The following is a 16,978-nucleotide window of genomic DNA, read 5'->3' as shown; positions in this document are numbered from 1 at the left end:
GACGCAGTCGATGGAGACACTCGTCAGCCAGCTGGATACCAGCAGCGATCAGTTCGCGGCCAACGCGGAGGCGCAGCTGTCCCTGGTGCAAGAGTTGAAGAAGCGGCTTTCCGTGGCGGCTCTGGGTGGTCCGGAGAAGTCGCGGGAGCGGCATGTTGCGCGGGGGAAGTTGTTGCCGCGGGAGCGCATCAATTACTTGTTGGACGAGGGAAGCCCCTTTTTGGAGATTGCGCCGTTGGCGGCCAATGGGATGTACAACGATGATTCGCCCGGCGCCGGGATCATTGCGGGGATCGGTTTGGTGCACGGCCGTCAGGTGATGGTGGTCTCCAATGACGCCACGGTCAAGGGTGGGACGTATTACCCGATGACGGTGAAGAAGCACCTCCGGGCGCAGGAAATTGCCTTGGAGAATAAGCTGCCGTGCGTCTACCTGGTGGATTCCGGGGGTGCGTTCCTGCCGAAGCAGGACGAGGTGTTCCCGGACAAGGAGCACTTTGGCCGGATCTTCTTCAACCAGGCGAAGTTGTCCGCGGCGAAGATCCCGCAGATTGCCTCGGTGATGGGCTCCTGCACCGCCGGGGGTGCCTATGTGCCGGCGATGAGTGATGAGACGGTGATTGTCCGGAACCAGGGGACTATTTTCCTGGGTGGTCCGCCGTTGGTGAAGGCCGCGATCGGTGAGATCGTCACGGCGGAGGAGCTTGGCGGCGGCGATGTCCACTCAAGGATTTCGGGCGTGACGGACCACCTGGCCGAGAACGACGAGCATGCCCTGCAGATCGTCCGCGACATCGTCTCCACCCTGCCCAAGCCGGCGGCCCCCGTCTGGGACGTGGACACCGCCGTCGAGCCTCTGGTGGACCCGGGCGAGATCTATGGTGCCGTTCCCCCGGACGTCAATGCCCAGTACGACGTCCGTGAAGTCATCGCCCGGCTCGTGGACGGCTCCAGGTTCCACGAGTTCAAGAAAAACTACGGCACCACCCTGGTCACCGGCTTCGCGAAGCTGCATGGCCACCCGGTGGGCATCGTGGCCAACAACGGGGTGCTGTTCAGCGAGTCCGCGCTCAAGGGCGCTCACTTCATCGAGCTCTGCGACCAGCGCGGCATCCCGTTGGTCTTCCTGCAGAACCTCTCGGGCTTCATGGTGGGCAAGGACGTCGAGCAGGGTGGCATCGCCAAGAACGGTGCCAAGATGGTCACCGCCGTCGCCACCGCCCGCGTGCCGAAGCTGACGGTGGTGATCGGCGGTTCCTTCGGTGCCGGGAACTACTCGATGTGCGGGCGGGCCTATTCGCCGCGCTTCCTGTGGATGTGGCCAGCCAGCCGGATTTCGGTGATGGGCGGGAACCAGGCCTCCAGTGTCCTGGCCACCGTCAAACGGGATCAATACGGGGCCCGCGGCGAGGAATGGTCCGCCGAGGCCGAGGAAGCCTTCAAGGCCCCCATCAAACAGCAATACGAGGACCAAGGCAGCCCCTACTACTCCACCGCCCGGCTGTGGGACGACGGGATCATCGACCCGGCCGACACCCGGCGCGTCCTGGGCATGGCCCTCGATACTGTGTCCCGCCAACCCCTGCCGGAAACCTCCTTCGGCCTCTTCCGGATGTGACCCCATGACAATCACCTCTTTCAATACCGTGCTAATCGCCAACCGCGGCGAGATCGCCTGCCGCGTCATCCGCACGCTCAAGGCCATGGGGATCCGCTCCGTAGCGGTGTATTCAGACGCCGACGCCGGAGCGCGCCACGTGCGCGAGGCAGACACTGCCGTCCGGATCGGCACAGCCGCGGCGGCGGACAGCTACCTGCGGATAGACGCCATCATCGAGGCATGCCTGCAAAGCGGCGCCCAAGCCGTCCACCCGGGCTACGGATTCCTCGCCGAGAACGTGGAGTTCGCCAAGGCGCTGGACGCAGCCGGTATCGCGTTCATCGGCCCCGGCATTGATGCCATTGAGATCATGGGCGACAAGATCCGTTCCAAGAACCACGTCGTGTCCTATGGCGTTCCGTGCGTTCCTGGGATCGCCGAACCGGGCTTGAGCGACGAGGCACTGATCGAAGCGGCGCCCGGCGTCGGCTTCCCCCTGCTCATCAAGCCTTCGGCCGGTGGCGGCGGCAAAGGAATGCATATCGTGGAGCGGCGCGAGGATATGGCAGCCACCCTATTGACGGCCCGGCGCATCGCCGCGAGTGCTTTCGGGGATGACACCCTGTTCCTGGAAAAGTTCATCCAATCGCCCCGGCATATCGAGGTCCAGGTCCTCGCCGACAACCACGGCAACGTCATCCACCTCGGCGAGCGCGAATGCTCCCTGCAGCGCCGCCACCAGAAAGTCATCGAGGAAGCACCGTCGCCCTTGCTGGAGTCACTGGCGCACGGTGCCGAGGTCCGGGCCCGGATCGGCGAGGCCGCTTGCCAGGCTGCCCGAAGTGTCAAGTACAGCGGTGCGGGCACAGTCGAGTTCCTTGTTTCGGACCAGGACCCGGAGCATTTCTTCTTCATGGAGATGAACACCCGACTCCAAGTGGAGCACCCCGTCACCGAAATGGTGACGGGCGTCGATCTTGTCGAATGGCAGGTGCGCATCGCCGCAGGTGAGGTCCTCACGGTGGCGCAGGCCGACGTCGTGCTTGACGGGCACGCGGTGGAGGCGCGCGTCTACGCTGAGGTGCCCGAACGCGGTTTCCTGCCCTCCATCGGCGAGATCGTGACGCTCCGGGAACGGGCAAGCAACGATCCGCACGTCCGCGTCGACTCCGCCATGCTTCCGGGACTGTCCGTCACCGGCGACTACGATCCCATGCTCGCAAAGGTCGTTGCCTGGGGGCCGGACCGCAAAGCGGCGCTGGACACCCTTGACCACGCGCTGGGGGACTACACGCTGCTGGGCGTGCACACGAACGTTGAATACCTGCGGCTCCTGATCAACGACGACGACGTCCGCGCCGGGCGCCTCGACACCGGCTTGATCGAACGCAAGCTCGAGGCCCTGGACTTCCGTCACGTGACCGACGTCGAGCTGATCGCCGCGGCCCTTCTCAGCCGGGCCACGACGGTAGCTGCCGGAACGGCAGCACCGTGGAACACCCCCGATGGCTGGCGCTTGGGCGCCCCCGCGCCGTGGAAGACCACCATCGCGCGTTCCGACGGTGGCCTGGCGATTGTGGGGCTGGCCGCTAACGGGCCGGGATTCACCGCGCGCGTGGATAACGGCATCGAGCACTCAACCACCATGCGGCAGGGGGCTGGGGGAGAGGCGGTGCTGGTGCTCGACGGCGTCGAGCACCGTTTTGCGCACGGCTCGCCATCTCCGGTGGGTGGAACACGCGAGCTCTGGCTCGGCAGCGACGGTTGGTCCTGCCGCCTGGAAATCCTGGACCGCGAGGCCAGGCTCCAACGCATCCTCGCGGGGATCCAGCGCGAAGAAGGCGCAGCGGACCCGGAAGTCCGGTCTCCCATGCCGGGAACCGTCGTCTCCGTTTCCGTGCATAACGGGGATCATGTCGATGCAGGCCAGGTCCTCCTCTCAGTGGAAGCGATGAAGATGGAACACCAACTGGTGGCCTCCGTCTCCGGCACCGTGCACCTCAGCAGCAAAACCGGGGACCTCGTCAAGGCAGACCAAGTCCTCGCCACCATCCACGTGGCTCCGGAATCCACCACGGAAGCAACCCCTGAAGCCACAGCGGAACCGACAGAAAACCAGAAAGACGAGGAAGCCTAGCCATGCCAAGTTTTGAACTCAGTGAGGAATACCAGGACCTGAGCGACTCCGTCCGGGAATTCGCCGACGAGGTAGTTGCCCCTGTGTCCACCAAGCACGACGAGGAACACAGCTTCCCCTACGAAGTGGTCAAGCAGATGGGGGAGATGGGCCTTTTCGGCTTGCCGTTCCCTGAAGAGTTCGGCGGCATGGGCGGGGACTACTTCGCCCTCGCCCTCGCGCTGGAGCAGCTGGGCCGGGTGGACCAGTCCGTGGCCATCACCCTGGAAGCGGGCGTCTCGCTCGGCGCCATGCCGGTGTACCGCTTCGGCACTCAGGCTCAAAAGGAACACTGGCTGCCGCAACTGACCTCCGCCGAAGCGCTCGCAGGCTTCGGGCTGACCGAACCGGAAGCGGGTTCTGACGCAGGCGGCACCAAGACCAACGCGCACCTCGAGGGCGTCGGAGACGCAAAAAACTGGGTCATCAACGGCAACAAGGAGTTCATCACCAACTCCGGAACCGACATTACCCGGCTCGTCACGGTCACCGCCGTGACTGGGCAGCACGAACGCAAGGACGGGAGCACCAAGAAGGAAATCTCCACCCTCCTGATCCCTACCGATACTCCGGGTTTCACTGCGGAGAAGGCCTACAACAAGGTGGGCTGGAACGCCTCCGATACCCACCCGCTGACACTGAACAACGTCCGCGTGCCCGAAGAGAACCTGCTCGGTGTCCGTGGACGGGGGTACGCCAATTTTCTGTCCATCTTGGACGAAGGCCGCATCGCCATCGCCGCGCTCGCCACCGGTGCAGCCCAGGGTTGCGTTGATTTGTCCGTGAAATATGCCAAGGAACGCATGGCCTTCGGGAAGAACATCGGCAAATACCAGGCCATCCAGTTCAAGATCGCCCGCATGCAGGCTCGGGCCCATACCGCACGGCTTGCCTACTACGACGCGGCCGCGAGGATGCTTGCCGGCCGGCCGTTCAAGACCGAAGCGGCCATCGCTAAGATGGTCGCAGGCGAGGCAGCCATGGACAACGCACGGGACGCCACCCAGGTGTTTGGTGGCTATGGCTTCATCAACGAATTCACGGTGGCACGCCATTACCGCGACTCCAAGATCCTGGAAGTCGGGGAAGGCACCACCGAGGTCCAGTTGATGCTCATCGCCCGCGAGCTGGGCCTTTAACCGTCAGGGAAGGTAAACGATGATAGACAAAGTTGTTGCCAGCGCCGCGGAAGCGGTGAAGGACATCCACGACGGCGCCTCGCTCGCGGTCGGCGGTTTCGGCTTGTGCGGTATCCCGGTGGCGCTCATCGACGCGCTGCACGATCAAGGCACCACGGACCTTGAAACGGTCAGCAACAACTGCGGCGTGGACGACTGGGGCCTGGGCATCCTGCTCCGGGACGGACGCATCCGCCGGACCATTAGCTCCTACGTCGGTGAAAACAAGGAGTTCGCGCGGCAATACCTTGCCGGCGAGCTCGAGGTGGTGCTCACTCCGCAAGGCACCCTGGCCGAGAAACTGCGCGCCGGCGGCGCCGGTATCCCCGCGTTCTTCACGGCTGCCGGGGTCGGGACACAAGTTTCGGAAGGCGGACTTCCACAGAAGTACGACGCCGACGGCAACGTGGCGATCGCGTCCTCACCTAAAGAAGTGCGCACCTTCAATGGGGCTGACTATGTCCTCGAGGAATCCCTGACACCCGACTTTGGGCTGGTCCACGCCTGGAAGGGCGACCGGCACGGCAACCTCGTGTTCCATGCGACGGCCATGAACTTCAATCCGTTGTGTGCCATGGCGGCCCGGATCACCATCGCCGAGGTGGAAGAGCTCGTGGAACCCGGCGAACTGGATCCACAACACATCCACACACCGGGCATCTTCGTTCAACGGGTTCTGCTTGCGCCGGACACCGAGAAGCGCATCGAGAAGCGGACGGTCGCTTTGACCGAGCAGGCAGGAGCTTAGCCATGGATTCCACCAGCACGCAGGATGTACCCCCGCGCCCCGAGGCGGTCCGGCACGAATACCGCCGGGCCGACGTCGAACACCACGAGGGCAAAGGCTGGACGCGGAACGAACTTGCCGCCCGGGTGGCCCGCGAACTCAGCAACGGACAATACGTCAACCTCGGGATCGGCATGCCCACCCTCATTCCCAACTACATTCCTGACGGGGTCGAGGTGATCCTGCATTCCGAGAACGGCATCCTCGGGGTGGGCCCGTACCCGGCGGAGGATGCTGTGGATCCTGATCTGATCAACGCCGGCAAGGAAACGGTCACCGTCAACGCGGGCGCCGCGTTCTTCGACTCCGCAACATCATTCGGCATGATCCGTGGCGGCCACGTGGACGTCGCAGTGCTGGGCGCCATGGAGGTTGCGGCCAACGGGGACCTTGCCAATTGGATGGTTCCGGGGAAGATGGTCAAGGGCATGGGCGGTGCCATGGACCTTGTCTTCGGTGCCAAGCGAGTGATTGTCATGATGGAGCACGTGGACCGCAACGGGAAGCCCAAGATCGTCAAGGAATGCTCCTTGCCCCTGACGGGAAAGGCCTGCGTGGACAGGATCATCACCGACCTCGCTGTGATCGACGTCGTCTCCGAAGGCGGGGAATCGAGGCTTGTGCTGCGCGAGTTGGCACCGAACGTCTCCGCCGAGGACGTGGCCGCCGCGACCGGCGTCGAACTCTTCGAAGAGGACCAGGAGCTGACTGTATGACCGGCGGCCCTGAGCCCCGTGTCCCTGAGCGCAGTGTCCCTGAGCGCCGTGTTGTTGAACAGAGGGGCCTCTACTTCGAGGAACTCGAAGAAGACGTGGTCTATGCCCACCGGCCCGGGCGGACCGTGACGGAAACGGACAACGTCCTGTTCACCACGCTGACCATGAACACCCAGGCCCTGCACCTGGACGCGGCGTGGAGTGCCACCCAGCCGTTTGGACAGCGGCTCATGAACTCGATGTTCACGTTGTCCACGATGGTGGGACAGTCCGTCACGCAGTTGACGCAGGGCACCATCATTGCCCAGCTGGGCTTGACGGACGTTTCGTTCCCGCACCCGCTGTACCACGGTGACACCCTCTACACGGAGACTGTCGTCACCGGGAAGCGGGCATCGTCGTCGCGTCCCGGGCAGGGGGTCGTGACCATGCAGCACACAGGCCGCAACCAAGGCGGCACGGTGGTGGCGCTGGCGACGAGGGCATGTCTCATGTGGACCCGGACCGCGCATCTGGAGGCACAACAGGGGACAATCAATATATGACCTTCACGATGGGCCCCGCTTTGCTGTTCTGCCCCGCCGACCGCCCGGAACGGTTCCAAAAGGCCGCTGAGCGTTCCGACGCCGTCATCATCGACTTGGAGGACGCAGTTGCGCCCGGGGATAAGAAAAGGGCCCGGGGGGCGATCCTGGCCCAGCTTGGCTCCGGTGGCGAGACGGCCGAGCTTGATCCGAGCCGTACGATCGTCCGCGTCAACCCGGCGGGCACCCCGGAGTTCGAGAAGGACATGCACTGCCTCGCGCACACCCCTTACCGGACCGTCATGCTGGCCAAGGCCGAGACCGGCGAACAGCTGAAAGCACTCGAGGGGTACCACGTCATCGCCTTGTGCGAGACGGCCAAAGGGATCATCAATGCGAGCGAGATCGCCCAGGCTCCCAACGTCGTCGGGCTCATGTGGGGTGCGGAGGACCTTATTGCTTCCATGGGTGGCACCTCCAGCCGCAAGGCCGACGGCGGCTACCGGGCCGTTGCGACGCACTCCCGCTCTACCGTGCTGCTGGCCGCCAAAGCCGCGGGCAAGGAAGCCATCGACTCGGTCTACGTCGATATTCCCGACCTTGCCGGACTGGGCGTGGAATCCGCGGACGCCGTGGCCAGCGGATTCGGTGCCAAGGCCTGCATCCACCCGAACCAGGTTGCCGTTGTCCGCGAAGCCTACGCTCCATCTCCCGGGGCTGTCGCCGAGGCGCGCGAGTTGCTTGACGCTGCGGCTTCGGCCGGGACCGGGGTGTTCCAGTACAAGGGCAAAATGGTGGACGGACCCATCCTCAAACACGCCGAGTCCACGCTGCGCAGGGCCCGGATTTCCTGAAGGGCTGTCTGCCGGAAACTAGTGTCCGTGCCGCCGTGACTTCGGCAGCGACAATGGGGCGATGACCTCGTAGAGCTCCATCCGGATCCAGCGCTGACCCGTTTCGCGGAACTCGGCCCTCGTCGCGAAGCGATACAGGAAGCTGCGCGCGCGCACCCAGCGCGGACGTGCGCCGTCGAACGGGTCTTGCCGCAACAGGCGCAAGGTGGGCGGATCGGCGTCGAGCAGTTTGCCCAGGAACGCGTAGAACCACTCCTCGTGCACCGTGCGCAAAGGCAGGAACCACATCAGCCAGTCGAGCCGCAGGTGGTACGGTGCCCATTGGCGGGGCAGCCGGCGGACGTCGCCGGGCTTGCCCTTGAAACCATATTCGCGCCAATCGGCCTCGTCGACGGGAACATCGGCCTGGGTGCCTTCCACCACGATTTCCACCCGGTGCCGCGTCACCGTCCCGAACGCCCCGTACGTGTTCACCAATTGCCATCGGTTGAAGCTGGCGTTCATGAGCTGCGTCCGCGAGAGAAGATTGCGGATGGGCCAATAGCTGAGTACCAAGAGGAGCACTGTTACCGCAAGGACGACGGCGAGCCACCAGACCGGGGTTTGCGGAACCGCGGTGGCAGCCGGGTTGCGCTGAAGCGGGATGAACGGCAGCACGGCGTGGGCCACGGGGTCGCTCACGGCAGCGAAAGCAAGGATGATCGCTGACCAGTTGAGCCAGGCGAAGTTCCCGCTCCCCACAAGCCAGAGCTGCGTGAAGACGACAATCCCCGCGGCAATGCTGGCGAGCGGCTGCGGGGCGAAGAGGAAGAACGGCACCACGAGCTGGGCGAAGTGGTTGCCGAGAACTTCCATGCGATGAAGAGGTTTGGGCAGGAGATGCGCTAGGCGGCTCAACGGCCCGGGCATGGGCTGCGTTTCGTGGTGGTAGTACAGGGCGGTTAGATCACGCCATTCGCTTCCGCCGTGGATCTTGATCATTCCTGCGCCGAACTCCAGCCTGAACAGTAGCCACACCAGTAGCACGAGGATGGTCTTGGGTGGGGGAGTCTGTTCCGAACCGAGGAAGGCAACCGTGAAACCCATCTCCAGCAGCAGCATCTCCCAGCCAAAACCGTAGAAGGTCTGGCCGACGTTGACGATCGACATGTAGAGCAGCCACAAAGCCAGGAACGCTGTCAAGGGAAGCCACGGCGGCCCAAGCTGCGGCAGCCCGGCCACGAGCGCCAAGGACACGGCAAGTCCGGCGGCGCACACTGCGCGGAGCAAAGCGTCCGAGTATTTCCAGCGGAACAGGCTGGGCCGGCGCAAGATCCTCTGACCGTCCACGTACCTCGGCACCGGCAGAAGCCCATGCTCGCCAAGGAGCGCCGGAAACTGGTTGAGACTGGACAGGATTGCGATGAAGTACAGCGCAGCCGTGCCACGCTGGAGCATCTGCCGGGCGAACTCATAATCCGGCGCCTCGAACCACGAGACCCAGTCCACAAACCAACGCTACGCCTAGCGTGCGGGATACTTAAGCAATGCAGCCGCGCAAGATCATTCTCCTCGGGTCCACTGGTTCCATTGGCACACAAGCGATTGACGTCGTCGACGCCGCTCCCCACCTGTTCGAGGTAGTGGCGCTGAGCGCGGGAGGCGGCAACCTGGAACTCATCGCACGGCAGGCCGTCCATACCAGGGCCCAGGCCGTCGGAATCGCGTACGGCGAAGCCCACGAACTCCGGAAACTCATTGCCGCCGCCGCCTCAGCCGCCGGACTCAGGAACTACGATCCGGCGATTATCACCGGGCCGGATGCGTCTACCAAGATCGCTGCGATTGAAGCGGACGTCGTGCTCAATGGCATCACAGGATCCATTGGGCTGGCGCCGACCCTCGCAGCCCTCAAGTCCGGCGCTATCCTCGCCCTCGCGAACAAGGAATCCCTGATCGTGGGCGGCGCGCTGGTGAAGGCCGCGGCGGCTATTGACCAGATCGTGCCCGTCGATTCCGAGCACTCGGCCATTGCCCAATGCCTCCGCGCCGGAACCGACAACGAGGTTGAAAGACTCATCCTGACGGCTTCCGGCGGCCCGTTCCGCGGCCGCAGCCGCGAGCAACTTCGCGACGTCACCCCGGATGAGGCGCTGGCCCACCCCACCTGGGATATGGGCCTCATGGTCACCACCAACTCGGCCAGCCTGGTCAACAAAGGCCTGGAAGTCATCGAAGCGCACCTGCTCTTCGACGTCCCCTTGGACAGGATCGACGTCGTGGTGCATCCGCAATCCATCGTGCACTCGATGGTGGAGTTCGTCGACGGCTCCATCATCGCCCAGGCATCTCCGCCCGACATGCGGCTGCCCATTGCCCTCGGATTGGGATGGCCGGACCGCGTGCCTGGCGCCGCGAAGGCCTGCGACTGGACCCAAGCCACCAGCTGGACGTTCGAGCCTCTCGACTCGATCGCCTTCCCTGCAGTGGAACTGGCCAAGGACGCCGCGAAACAAGGAAGTACCTATCCGGCGGTCTTCAACGCTGCCAACGAGGAAGCGGTGGAGGCCTTCCACGCAGGCAGGATCCGGTTCACGGATATCGTGGACACGATCGAGTCCGTCCTCAGCGAACATTCAGGATCCTTGGAGCTGACGGTGGACTCGGTATTGGATGCTGAGAGATGGGCACGCACACGCACCCACGATCGTTTAGCCAACAGCACCCTTTAGGAAGCAGTACTTAAGGCATGAATCCCGTTATTCTGTTCATTCTCGGAGTCGTCTTCGTCGCGATCGGCGTGGCCGTCTCCATCGCGCTGCACGAGGTGGGACACCTTCTGCCCGCCAAGCTTTTCAAGGTGCGCGTCACGAAGTACATGATCGGTTTCGGCCCCACCCTCTGGTCTACCCGGAAAGGCGAGACCGAATACGGATTCAAGGCCATCCCGCTGGGTGGCTATGTTGCCATGATCGGCATGTACCCGCCCAACAAGGGAGACGGCAGCGTCCGGCCTTCCAGCACCGGGATGTTCCAGACCCTTGCCACCGAGGCCCGGTCCGCGGCACATGAGGACGTGGGCCCGGGCGACGAAAAGAGAGTCTTCTACAAGCTCCCGGTCTGGAAGAAGATCATCATCATGCTCGGCGGGCCGGCCATGAACTTGCTCATCGGCCTCGTTCTGACCGCGGTGCTGCTCATGGGCTTCGGCGTGTCCACCGCCACCACCACCATTGCTGATGTGTCCAAGTGCCAGGTCAAAGCCGGAGAAACCGTTGACCCCAACTCGCCGAACTGCCAGCTGACCCCGGCGGCAGCCGCCAAGCTTCAGCCCAATGACGTCGTGACCAGCTTCGATGGCAAGCAGGTGACGAGCTGGGCCGACATGAGCAGCTGGATCCGGGCTTCCGCCGGTAAGGCGGTCCAAATCACGGTAGAGCGTAACGGCAAGATCATCACCGCCGAAGTAACCCCGGTCCTTTCCGCCCGTCCCGTCATTGGTGACAACGGCCAGCAGGCCAAGGGAGCGGACGGCAAACCGCTTTATGAGGAAGTCGGGTTCCTCGGCATCGGCGCCCAGACCGCCATGGTGCCCCAACCCGCGTCGAGCGTTCTTCCGATGGCAGGCGACAACATCAAGCAAATCGCCGGAGTCATCCTCAACCTGCCCGCAAGGGTAGTCGGCGTGGCGCAAGCGGCCTTCGGCTCCGGGCCGCGCGATCCCAACGGCCCCATCAGCGTGGTGGGCGTCGGCCGGGTGGCCGGCGAAGTTGCGGCCATGGAACAGGTTCCACTGCAATCGCGAGTCGGCGCTCTCGTCGGGCTACTGGCGGGCTTGAACTTCGCCCTCGCCATCTTCAACCTGATTCCACTGCTGCCGCTCGACGGCGGACACGTCGCGGGCGCGCTTTACGAGGGAGCCCGGCGTCGCATCGCCAAGCTCTTCCACAAGCCGGACCCGGGAGCCTTTGACATCGCCAAGCTCCTGCCACTCACGTACGTTGTCGCCACCCTGCTCATGGCCATGAGCGCCCTGCTGATCTACGCGGACATCGTCAAGCCCGTCAACCTCTTCGGCTGATCTGTCTGATCTGAGAAGTGCCGGACTCTGCGCTGGACGCTCCCGATTCAGCCGGCCCCCGAATTGGGGGGATAGGCTATCCGTATGACTGTTTTCGCTGTTGAGTACGTGTACGACGTAGAGTCCGCCGAGGTGCGCGACGCGAACCGCCCTGCTCACCGTGCTTGGCTCGTCGGCCTTGCCGAGCAGGGGACCTTGCTGGCAAGCGGCCCTTATACCGACGGTGCAGGGGCGCTGCTGCTGCTTAAGGCCGCCGATGAGTCCGAGCTCAACGCTACGCTGAAGGAGGACCCGTTCGCCGCAGCGCGAGGGATTGCAGGCATCCGGACGTCGGAGTGGAACCCTATTATCGGAGTGCTTTCCGTCCACGCTTCCTAGCAGCATGACCGGCCGGGGCACGGACCCCAGCCATATGATCTACCCATTTCAATCCAAGGAGTCCACGTGACCTCGGTCAGCCTGGGAATGCCGTCAGCCCCGCCCCCCGTTCTGGCGCCCCGCCGCAAGACCCGCCAGATCAAGGTGGGTTCGGTAGGCGTCGGATCCGATTCACCCATCAGTGTGCAATCGATGACCACCACCCCCACCACGGACATCAATGCCACCCTGCAGCAGATTGCGGAACTGACGGCGTCCGGCTGTGACATCGTCCGTGTTGCGTGCCCTTCCGCGGATGATGCCGAGGCACTGCCGATCATCGCCCGGAAGTCCCAGATCCCCGTGATCGCGGACATTCACTTCCAGCCCAAGTACGTCTTCGCCGCGATCGAGGCAGGCTGCGCCGCGGTGCGTGTTAACCCGGGCAACATCCGCAAGTTCGACGATCAAGTGAAGGAAATCGCCAAGGCCGCCAAGGACCACGGCACCTCCATCAGGATCGGCATCAACGCTGGATCCCTTGAGCCCGGCATTTTGAAGAAGTACGGCAAGGCCACGCCGGAAGCGCTCGTAGAGTCCGCTGTCTGGGAGGCCTCCCTGTTCGAAGAACACGGCTTCCATGACTTCAAGATCTCCGTCAAGCACAACGACCCCGTCATCATGGTGGCGGCCTACGAGATGCTTGCCGAAAAGGGCGACTGGCCCCTGCACCTTGGCGTGACCGAGGCCGGACCCGCATTCCAGGGCACCATCAAGTCCGCCACGGCCTTCGGTGCACTGCTCTCCCGGGGCATTGGAGACACCATCCGCGTGTCCCTCTCCGCGCCGCCCGTTGAGGAAATCAAGGTCGGGAACCAGATCCTGCAGTCCCTCAACCTACGCCCGCGCAAACTGGAAATCGTCTCCTGCCCTTCGTGCGGACGCGCCCAGGTAGACGTCTATACGCTCGCCGAGCAGGTGACGGCCGGGCTTGAAGGTATGGAGATTCCGCTGCGCGTCGCCGTCATGGGTTGCGTCGTGAACGGCCCGGGTGAGGCACGTGAAGCCGATCTGGGCGTAGCCTCCGGAAACGGCAAGGGACAGATCTTCGTGAAGGGTGAAGTCATCAAGACTGTTCCCGAGAGCCAGATTGTTGAGACACTGATTGAAGAGGCCATGCGTATCGCTGAAGAGATGGGGGAGGCCGATGGCGAAGATGCTGTCAAGGGTAGCCCCGTGGTTAGCGTCTCGTAACGAGACTGGCGCCGGACTGGACGGGGTCACCGTCCGTGTGCTCGGCGCTGCCGATACCACGGACCTACGCGCGCTCGCGATGGAAGACCCGGTAGCGAACGTCTTTATCTTGGCGCACCTTGACTCGTCCGGGAGCGCAGCGCCCACTTCGGGTGGTGCGAGCGTCTTTGGAGTGTTCGACGGCGACAGCTTGGTGGGTGCCTGCTGGGCTGGTGCCAATCTGGTTCCGGTGCAGCTGGACCCGGAACTGGCTCCCCGGGTGGCTGCCGCTGCACACCGGGCTGGCCGCCGCTACGCCTCGATCTTCGGGCCTGCGGAGGCCGTGCTGGCACTCCATTCGCGGTTGGAGCAACTGGGTCATTTCGCCCACGAGGTACGTGCCGACCAGCCCCTTCTGGCCATGTCGGGTCCACCTGCTGTCGAGGCTAATCCGCAACTCGGCTTCGGAGACATCGCGGACTTCGACCGTATCCTGCCCGCATGTGCAGCCATGTTCGAGGAAGAAGTGGGTTATTCGCCCTTTCTCGGAAGCGAAGACTTCTACAGCCGCCGGGTTGCCGGGCTCATCCGGCAGGGCCACTCCTTGGTGCACATCGAGGCTGGCGGGACCGTGAAGTTCAAAGCCGAACTCGGGGCGGTCACGGCGCAGGCCACCCAGGTCCAAGGGGTCTGGATGAATCCCGAGTTCCGCGGTCAAGGACTCAGCGCCGGGTATATGGCAGGAGTGGTGGTGTTGGCCCAGCGGTTCGCCCCGGTCACGAGCCTGTACGTCAATGAGTACAACACCAGGGCTCGCGCCACTTATGAGCGGGTTGGATTCCAGCGCCTCGGAACGTTTGCGACCGTCCTGTACTGACGCGCCCAACTAACTCGCATTTAGTGTCGTTTTGAGCCGTCAAAACGACACTAAATGCGAGTTAGTTGGGGAAGGTGAGTTCACCCGTGAGGTAGTGCTGGACGTTTGGGGCGACGAGCCGGACCACCTCGTCCGGGGACGCCGAGGCCAAAGGTTCCAGCCGGACCACGTAGCGCATTAGCATGAGCCCGACTATCTGGGTGGCAATAAGGTTCCCGCGCATCCTTGCTTCCTCAGGGGATCCGGGAAGCCCTGCGATGATCCTGGAGAGAATGGTCCGGGCCACCATCTCCCGCAGCAGAGCGGTCTTGGCCTTGGAACCGATAGTTCCCCTGATGAACGCCACGAGTCCGTGTTGTGCCGGACTTTCCCACAGGCGCAACACGGCCCGGACGATTGCTTCAGAGCGCTGCGCCGGAGCCAGCGATTCGACGCCGGCAAGGACCTGTGCGGGATCTGCCGGGAGTTCCACGCTCTGGGCGAAGAGCTCGTCCTTGCCCTTGAAGAAGTGGTGGATCATGGCTGGGTCCACCTCTGCTTCCCGGGCCACTTGCCGCAGGCTGGTGCCGTCGAAACCACGCTCGGCGAAGAGCCGGCGGGCGGCGGCCAGGATGAGTTCGCGCGAGTCGCTGCCGCCGCTCCGGCGTCCCCGCCGCTGGGGAGGCAACCCGCCGCTCATGAGGTCCGCCGTCGGAGCGTAAACGAGGCCAGGACCAATACTCCCACCACAATCGCAGCCATGATCCCGGCATCCTGCCACATGGCCTGCGTCGCCTGGGCGTTGCCCGCGATCTGTTGGAGTGCATCGACCGAATACGTCAGCGGCAGCACGTTGGAGATGCTCTCCAGGACGCCGTTCATGTGTTCGCGGGCTACGAAGAGCCCGCACAGCAGGATCTGTGGGATAACCACCACCGGCATGAACTGCACTGCCTGGAATTCGGTCCGAGCGAAGGCTGAGCACAGCAGGCCCAGCGCGACGCCCAGCACGGCGTTGATGACGGCGATCATCACCACGTACCCTGGATCGCCCTTGATATCCAGATGGAAGATCCAGTAGGCCACTGCGGTCGCTACAAGGGATTGCAGGGCAGCCATGAGGGAGAAAGCGAGTCCGTAGCCGAACAGCAGATCGGCCTTGTGGATGGGCGTTGTCAGGAGCCGCTCCAACGTTCCGGATGTTCTTTCCCGCAACATCGTGATGGACGTGACCAGGAACATCACCACGAACGGGAAGATGGCCAGCATCTGGAGTCCCACGCGATCGAAGGTGCGGGGGACTCCAGGAGGCAAGGTCTCGTTCTCGTAAAGGAAGTACACGGCGGTGAGCAGCAGCGCGGGAACAACCAGGATCAATGCGATGCTGCGGTGGTCGTGCCGCAGTTGATCCAGCACCCTTCTGGTTGTGGCAAGCATCATCCTTGGATTCATGACGCCACCTGGCTTTCACTTACGCCTCGGTGGGCCGGAGCATCGTCCGTTTCCTGAATGATGTGCAGGAAGGCCCGTTCCAGATCGTGGCTCTTTCCACGCTCGCTGAGTTCCTCCGGGCTGAGTTGCGCTAGCAGCAATCCGCCGCGGAGCAGGAGCAGGGAAGAGCAGTGTGAGGCTTCTTCCATGACGTGGCTGGATACCAGCAGCGTGGTGCCTGATTCCGCCAAGGCGGCGAACCGTTCCCACAGCTCGGCACGCAACACCGGGTCCAAGCCTACTGTCGGTTCGTCGAGGATCAGCAGTGACGGATGCGCGACGAGCGCACAGGCCAAGGAAACTCTGCTGAATTCTCCTCCGGACAGATCGGCTGCCTTCCGCCGTACCAGTGCTTCGAGCCCGACGGCGGCAATCGCCTCCGCGGTATCCGCCGCCGTCGCGCCGTGCATGGCTCCGAAATATCTGACGTTCGCCTCGACGCTGAGGTCCGTGTAGACGCTCGGCGCCTGGGTGACGTATCCGACGTTGTGCCGCAATGACGGGGTGCCGGCTGGGCGGCCCAACACCTCGATGGTGCCGGCAGTGAGGCGTTGGACACCCACGATGCTGCGCATGAGGGTTGTCTTGCCGCTTCCGGAGGGGCCGAGCAGTCCCGTGATGCGGCCCGGCTCGATGGCGAAGTCCAAGCCGCGCAGGATCTTCTTGCGGCCGCGCGAGACATGCAGGCCCACTGCCTTGACTGCCGGAGTCATACTTAGGGCGGTGCTCACTGCTGCGCTGTGGAACATCGTGGCCTCCGAAGTTACTTATTCATCAGGTGATGAATAAAAGCTAGACCCATCACCGGCCGGGGTCAACGAAACTGCTGTGGGCAAGTCCTTGAAAAGTGTGCTACCCATCACATATGTTCGGAGTGGCCGTGTTGTCGGAGCGCGGATGGTTCCAGAGAGGAAACAGAACCAATGGCTGTAAGCGTTGATCTTTCGAAGGCACTCGACAAGGCATTTGAAGACAAGTCGCTTAAGGAGATTCTAGACGCATCTCCGGCAGCACTTGCGGGTGTTACTGATGCAACCGCTGAAAAATTGCAGGAAGCTCTGGGCATCAAGACCATTCGTGAACTCGGTAGCAACAAGTTCTTCGCAGTCGCAGGCGTTCTGGTTGCCTTGGAAGGCAAGACTGACT

General features: G+C 63.5%; 16 protein-coding genes. 12 read left to right on the top strand and 4 right to left on the bottom strand.

The features are described from left to right. Positions 1 to 10 precede the first annotated feature (10 nt). From ABD884_RS15600 to ABD884_RS15570, 7 genes are read left to right on the top strand one after another with little or no spacing between them, the layout of a single operon-like run. Entirely contained in the window at positions 11 to 1,618 is a 1,608-nt protein-coding gene (locus ABD884_RS15600; protein ID WP_345047547.1) for a carboxyl transferase domain-containing protein, read from the top strand. A gap of 4 nt (positions 1,619 to 1,622) precedes the next feature. Further along, on the top strand, positions 1,623 to 3,737 hold the full coding sequence (locus ABD884_RS15595; RefSeq protein WP_345047543.1) for an acetyl/propionyl/methylcrotonyl-CoA carboxylase subunit alpha: 2,115 nt from the start codon (positions 1,623 to 1,625) through the stop codon (positions 3,735 to 3,737). A gap of 2 nt (positions 3,738 to 3,739) precedes the next feature. Beyond that, positions 3,740 to 4,915 carry an acyl-CoA dehydrogenase family protein gene (locus ABD884_RS15590; protein WP_345047540.1) on the top strand — a complete coding sequence of 392 codons (1,176 nt, stop codon included), beginning with the start codon at positions 3,740 to 3,742 and terminating at the stop codon, positions 4,913 to 4,915. A 19-nt stretch (positions 4,916 to 4,934) separates the two neighbouring features. After that, entirely contained in the window at positions 4,935 to 5,702 is a 768-nt protein-coding gene (locus ABD884_RS15585; protein ID WP_345047536.1) for a CoA transferase subunit A, read from the top strand. 2 nt (positions 5,703 to 5,704) lie between these two features. Next, positions 5,705 to 6,457 (top strand): CoA transferase subunit B, encoded by a 753-nt coding sequence (locus tag ABD884_RS15580; RefSeq protein WP_345047533.1) that lies wholly within the window; start codon positions 5,705 to 5,707, stop codon positions 6,455 to 6,457. Continuing rightward, a complete protein-coding gene (locus ABD884_RS15575) occupies positions 6,454 to 7,002 on the top strand; it encodes a MaoC family dehydratase (protein ID WP_345047530.1) in 549 nt (182 codons plus the stop codon). The genes ABD884_RS15580 and ABD884_RS15575 overlap by 4 nt, the downstream gene beginning before the upstream one ends. Further along, on the top strand, positions 6,999 to 7,835 hold the full coding sequence (locus tag ABD884_RS15570) for an HpcH/HpaI aldolase/citrate lyase family protein (protein WP_345047526.1): 837 nt from the start codon (positions 6,999 to 7,001) through the stop codon (positions 7,833 to 7,835). The genes ABD884_RS15575 and ABD884_RS15570 overlap by 4 nt, the downstream gene beginning before the upstream one ends. A gap of 18 nt (positions 7,836 to 7,853) precedes the next feature. Here the strand turns inward: ABD884_RS15570 and ABD884_RS15565 are convergent, their stop codons facing one another. Further along, positions 7,854 to 9,323, bottom strand: a complete 1,470-nt coding sequence (locus tag ABD884_RS15565; RefSeq protein ID WP_345047523.1) for a lipase maturation factor family protein — start codon at positions 9,321 to 9,323, stop codon at positions 7,854 to 7,856. 38 nt (positions 9,324 to 9,361) lie between these two features. On the opposite strand from ABD884_RS15565, the gene dxr reads away from it, so the two are divergent. The 5 genes from dxr to ABD884_RS15540 all read left to right on the top strand — a co-directional run bounded on the left by dxr (position 9,362) and on the right by ABD884_RS15540 (position 14,362). Further along, positions 9,362 to 10,546, top strand: coding sequence for a 1-deoxy-D-xylulose-5-phosphate reductoisomerase (gene dxr / locus ABD884_RS15560; RefSeq protein WP_345047519.1), 1,185 nt, complete (start codon positions 9,362 to 9,364; stop codon positions 10,544 to 10,546). Between the two features lie 17 nt (positions 10,547 to 10,563). Continuing rightward, positions 10,564 to 11,895, top strand: coding sequence for a M50 family metallopeptidase (locus tag ABD884_RS15555; protein WP_345047516.1), 1,332 nt, complete (start codon positions 10,564 to 10,566; stop codon positions 11,893 to 11,895). Between the two features lie 84 nt (positions 11,896 to 11,979). Next, positions 11,980 to 12,273 (top strand): YciI family protein, encoded by a 294-nt coding sequence (locus ABD884_RS15550; RefSeq protein WP_345047513.1) that lies wholly within the window; start codon positions 11,980 to 11,982, stop codon positions 12,271 to 12,273. A gap of 66 nt (positions 12,274 to 12,339) precedes the next feature. Further along, entirely contained in the window at positions 12,340 to 13,506 is a 1,167-nt protein-coding gene (gene ispG / locus ABD884_RS15545; protein WP_028266582.1) for a flavodoxin-dependent (E)-4-hydroxy-3-methylbut-2-enyl-diphosphate synthase, read from the top strand. Then, positions 13,469 to 14,362 carry a GNAT family N-acetyltransferase gene (locus ABD884_RS15540; protein ID WP_345054896.1) on the top strand — a complete coding sequence of 298 codons (894 nt, stop codon included), beginning with the start codon at positions 13,469 to 13,471 and terminating at the stop codon, positions 14,360 to 14,362. Before ispG ends, ABD884_RS15540 begins: the two co-directional genes overlap by 38 nt. A gap of 61 nt (positions 14,363 to 14,423) precedes the next feature. Here ABD884_RS15540 and ABD884_RS15535 read toward each other — a convergent pair whose 3' ends face one another. The 3 genes from ABD884_RS15535 to ABD884_RS15525 are packed head-to-tail and all read right to left on the bottom strand — an operon-like array spanning position 14,424 to position 16,581. Further along, positions 14,424 to 15,041: a TetR/AcrR family transcriptional regulator gene (locus ABD884_RS15535; RefSeq protein ID WP_345047509.1), complete on the bottom strand. Its 618-nt coding sequence runs from the start codon at positions 15,039 to 15,041 to the stop codon at positions 14,424 to 14,426. Further along, positions 15,038 to 15,781 (bottom strand): ABC transporter permease, encoded by a 744-nt coding sequence (locus ABD884_RS15530; RefSeq protein WP_345054893.1) that lies wholly within the window; start codon positions 15,779 to 15,781, stop codon positions 15,038 to 15,040. Before ABD884_RS15530 ends, ABD884_RS15535 begins: the two co-directional genes overlap by 4 nt. Positions 15,782 to 15,789: 8 nt before the next feature. Next, on the bottom strand, positions 15,790 to 16,581 hold the full coding sequence (locus ABD884_RS15525; RefSeq protein WP_425548291.1) for an ABC transporter ATP-binding protein: 792 nt from the start codon (positions 16,579 to 16,581) through the stop codon (positions 15,790 to 15,792). Positions 16,582 to 16,978: the final 397 nt, after the last annotated feature.

This window comes from Arthrobacter methylotrophus, assembly GCF_039539965.1.
GTDB classification, from domain to species: domain Bacteria; phylum Actinomycetota; class Actinomycetes; order Actinomycetales; family Micrococcaceae; genus Arthrobacter; species Arthrobacter methylotrophus.
Note: the sequence above shows the minus strand (reverse complement) of the source record. Positions and strands in the feature narration are given on the sequence as shown.

What these genes read in the sequence shown, in the direction of transcription:
- ABD884_RS15595 (WP_345047543.1), top strand. Translation starts at nt 1,623, where the DNA reads ATGACAATCACCTCTTTCAATACCGTGCTAATCGCCAACCGCGGCGAG.
- ABD884_RS15535 (WP_345047509.1), bottom strand. Translation starts at nt 15,041, where the DNA reads ATGAGCGGCGGGTTGCCTCCCCAGCGGCGGGGACGCCGGAGCGGCGGC.
- ABD884_RS15580 (WP_345047533.1), top strand. Translation starts at nt 5,705, where the DNA reads ATGGATTCCACCAGCACGCAGGATGTACCCCCGCGCCCCGAGGCGGTC.
- ABD884_RS15575 (WP_345047530.1), top strand. Translation starts at nt 6,454, where the DNA reads ATGACCGGCGGCCCTGAGCCCCGTGTCCCTGAGCGCAGTGTCCCTGAG.
- ABD884_RS15525 (WP_425548291.1), bottom strand. Translation starts at nt 16,581, where the DNA reads ATGTTCCACAGCGCAGCAGTGAGCACCGCCCTAAGTATGACTCCGGCA.
- ABD884_RS15585 (WP_345047536.1), top strand. Translation starts at nt 4,935, where the DNA reads ATGATAGACAAAGTTGTTGCCAGCGCCGCGGAAGCGGTGAAGGACATC.
- ABD884_RS15555 (WP_345047516.1), top strand. Translation starts at nt 10,564, where the DNA reads ATGAATCCCGTTATTCTGTTCATTCTCGGAGTCGTCTTCGTCGCGATC.
- dxr (WP_345047519.1), top strand. Translation starts at nt 9,362, where the DNA reads ATGCAGCCGCGCAAGATCATTCTCCTCGGGTCCACTGGTTCCATTGGC.
- ABD884_RS15530 (WP_345054893.1), bottom strand. Translation starts at nt 15,781, where the DNA reads ATGATGCTTGCCACAACCAGAAGGGTGCTGGATCAACTGCGGCACGAC.
- ABD884_RS15550 (WP_345047513.1), top strand. Translation starts at nt 11,980, where the DNA reads ATGACTGTTTTCGCTGTTGAGTACGTGTACGACGTAGAGTCCGCCGAG.
- ABD884_RS15540 (WP_345054896.1), top strand. Translation starts at nt 13,469, where the DNA reads ATGCTGTCAAGGGTAGCCCCGTGGTTAGCGTCTCGTAACGAGACTGGC.
- ABD884_RS15570 (WP_345047526.1), top strand. Translation starts at nt 6,999, where the DNA reads ATGACCTTCACGATGGGCCCCGCTTTGCTGTTCTGCCCCGCCGACCGC.
- ABD884_RS15590 (WP_345047540.1), top strand. Translation starts at nt 3,740, where the DNA reads ATGCCAAGTTTTGAACTCAGTGAGGAATACCAGGACCTGAGCGACTCC.
- ABD884_RS15600 (WP_345047547.1), top strand. Translation starts at nt 11, where the DNA reads ATGGAGACACTCGTCAGCCAGCTGGATACCAGCAGCGATCAGTTCGCG.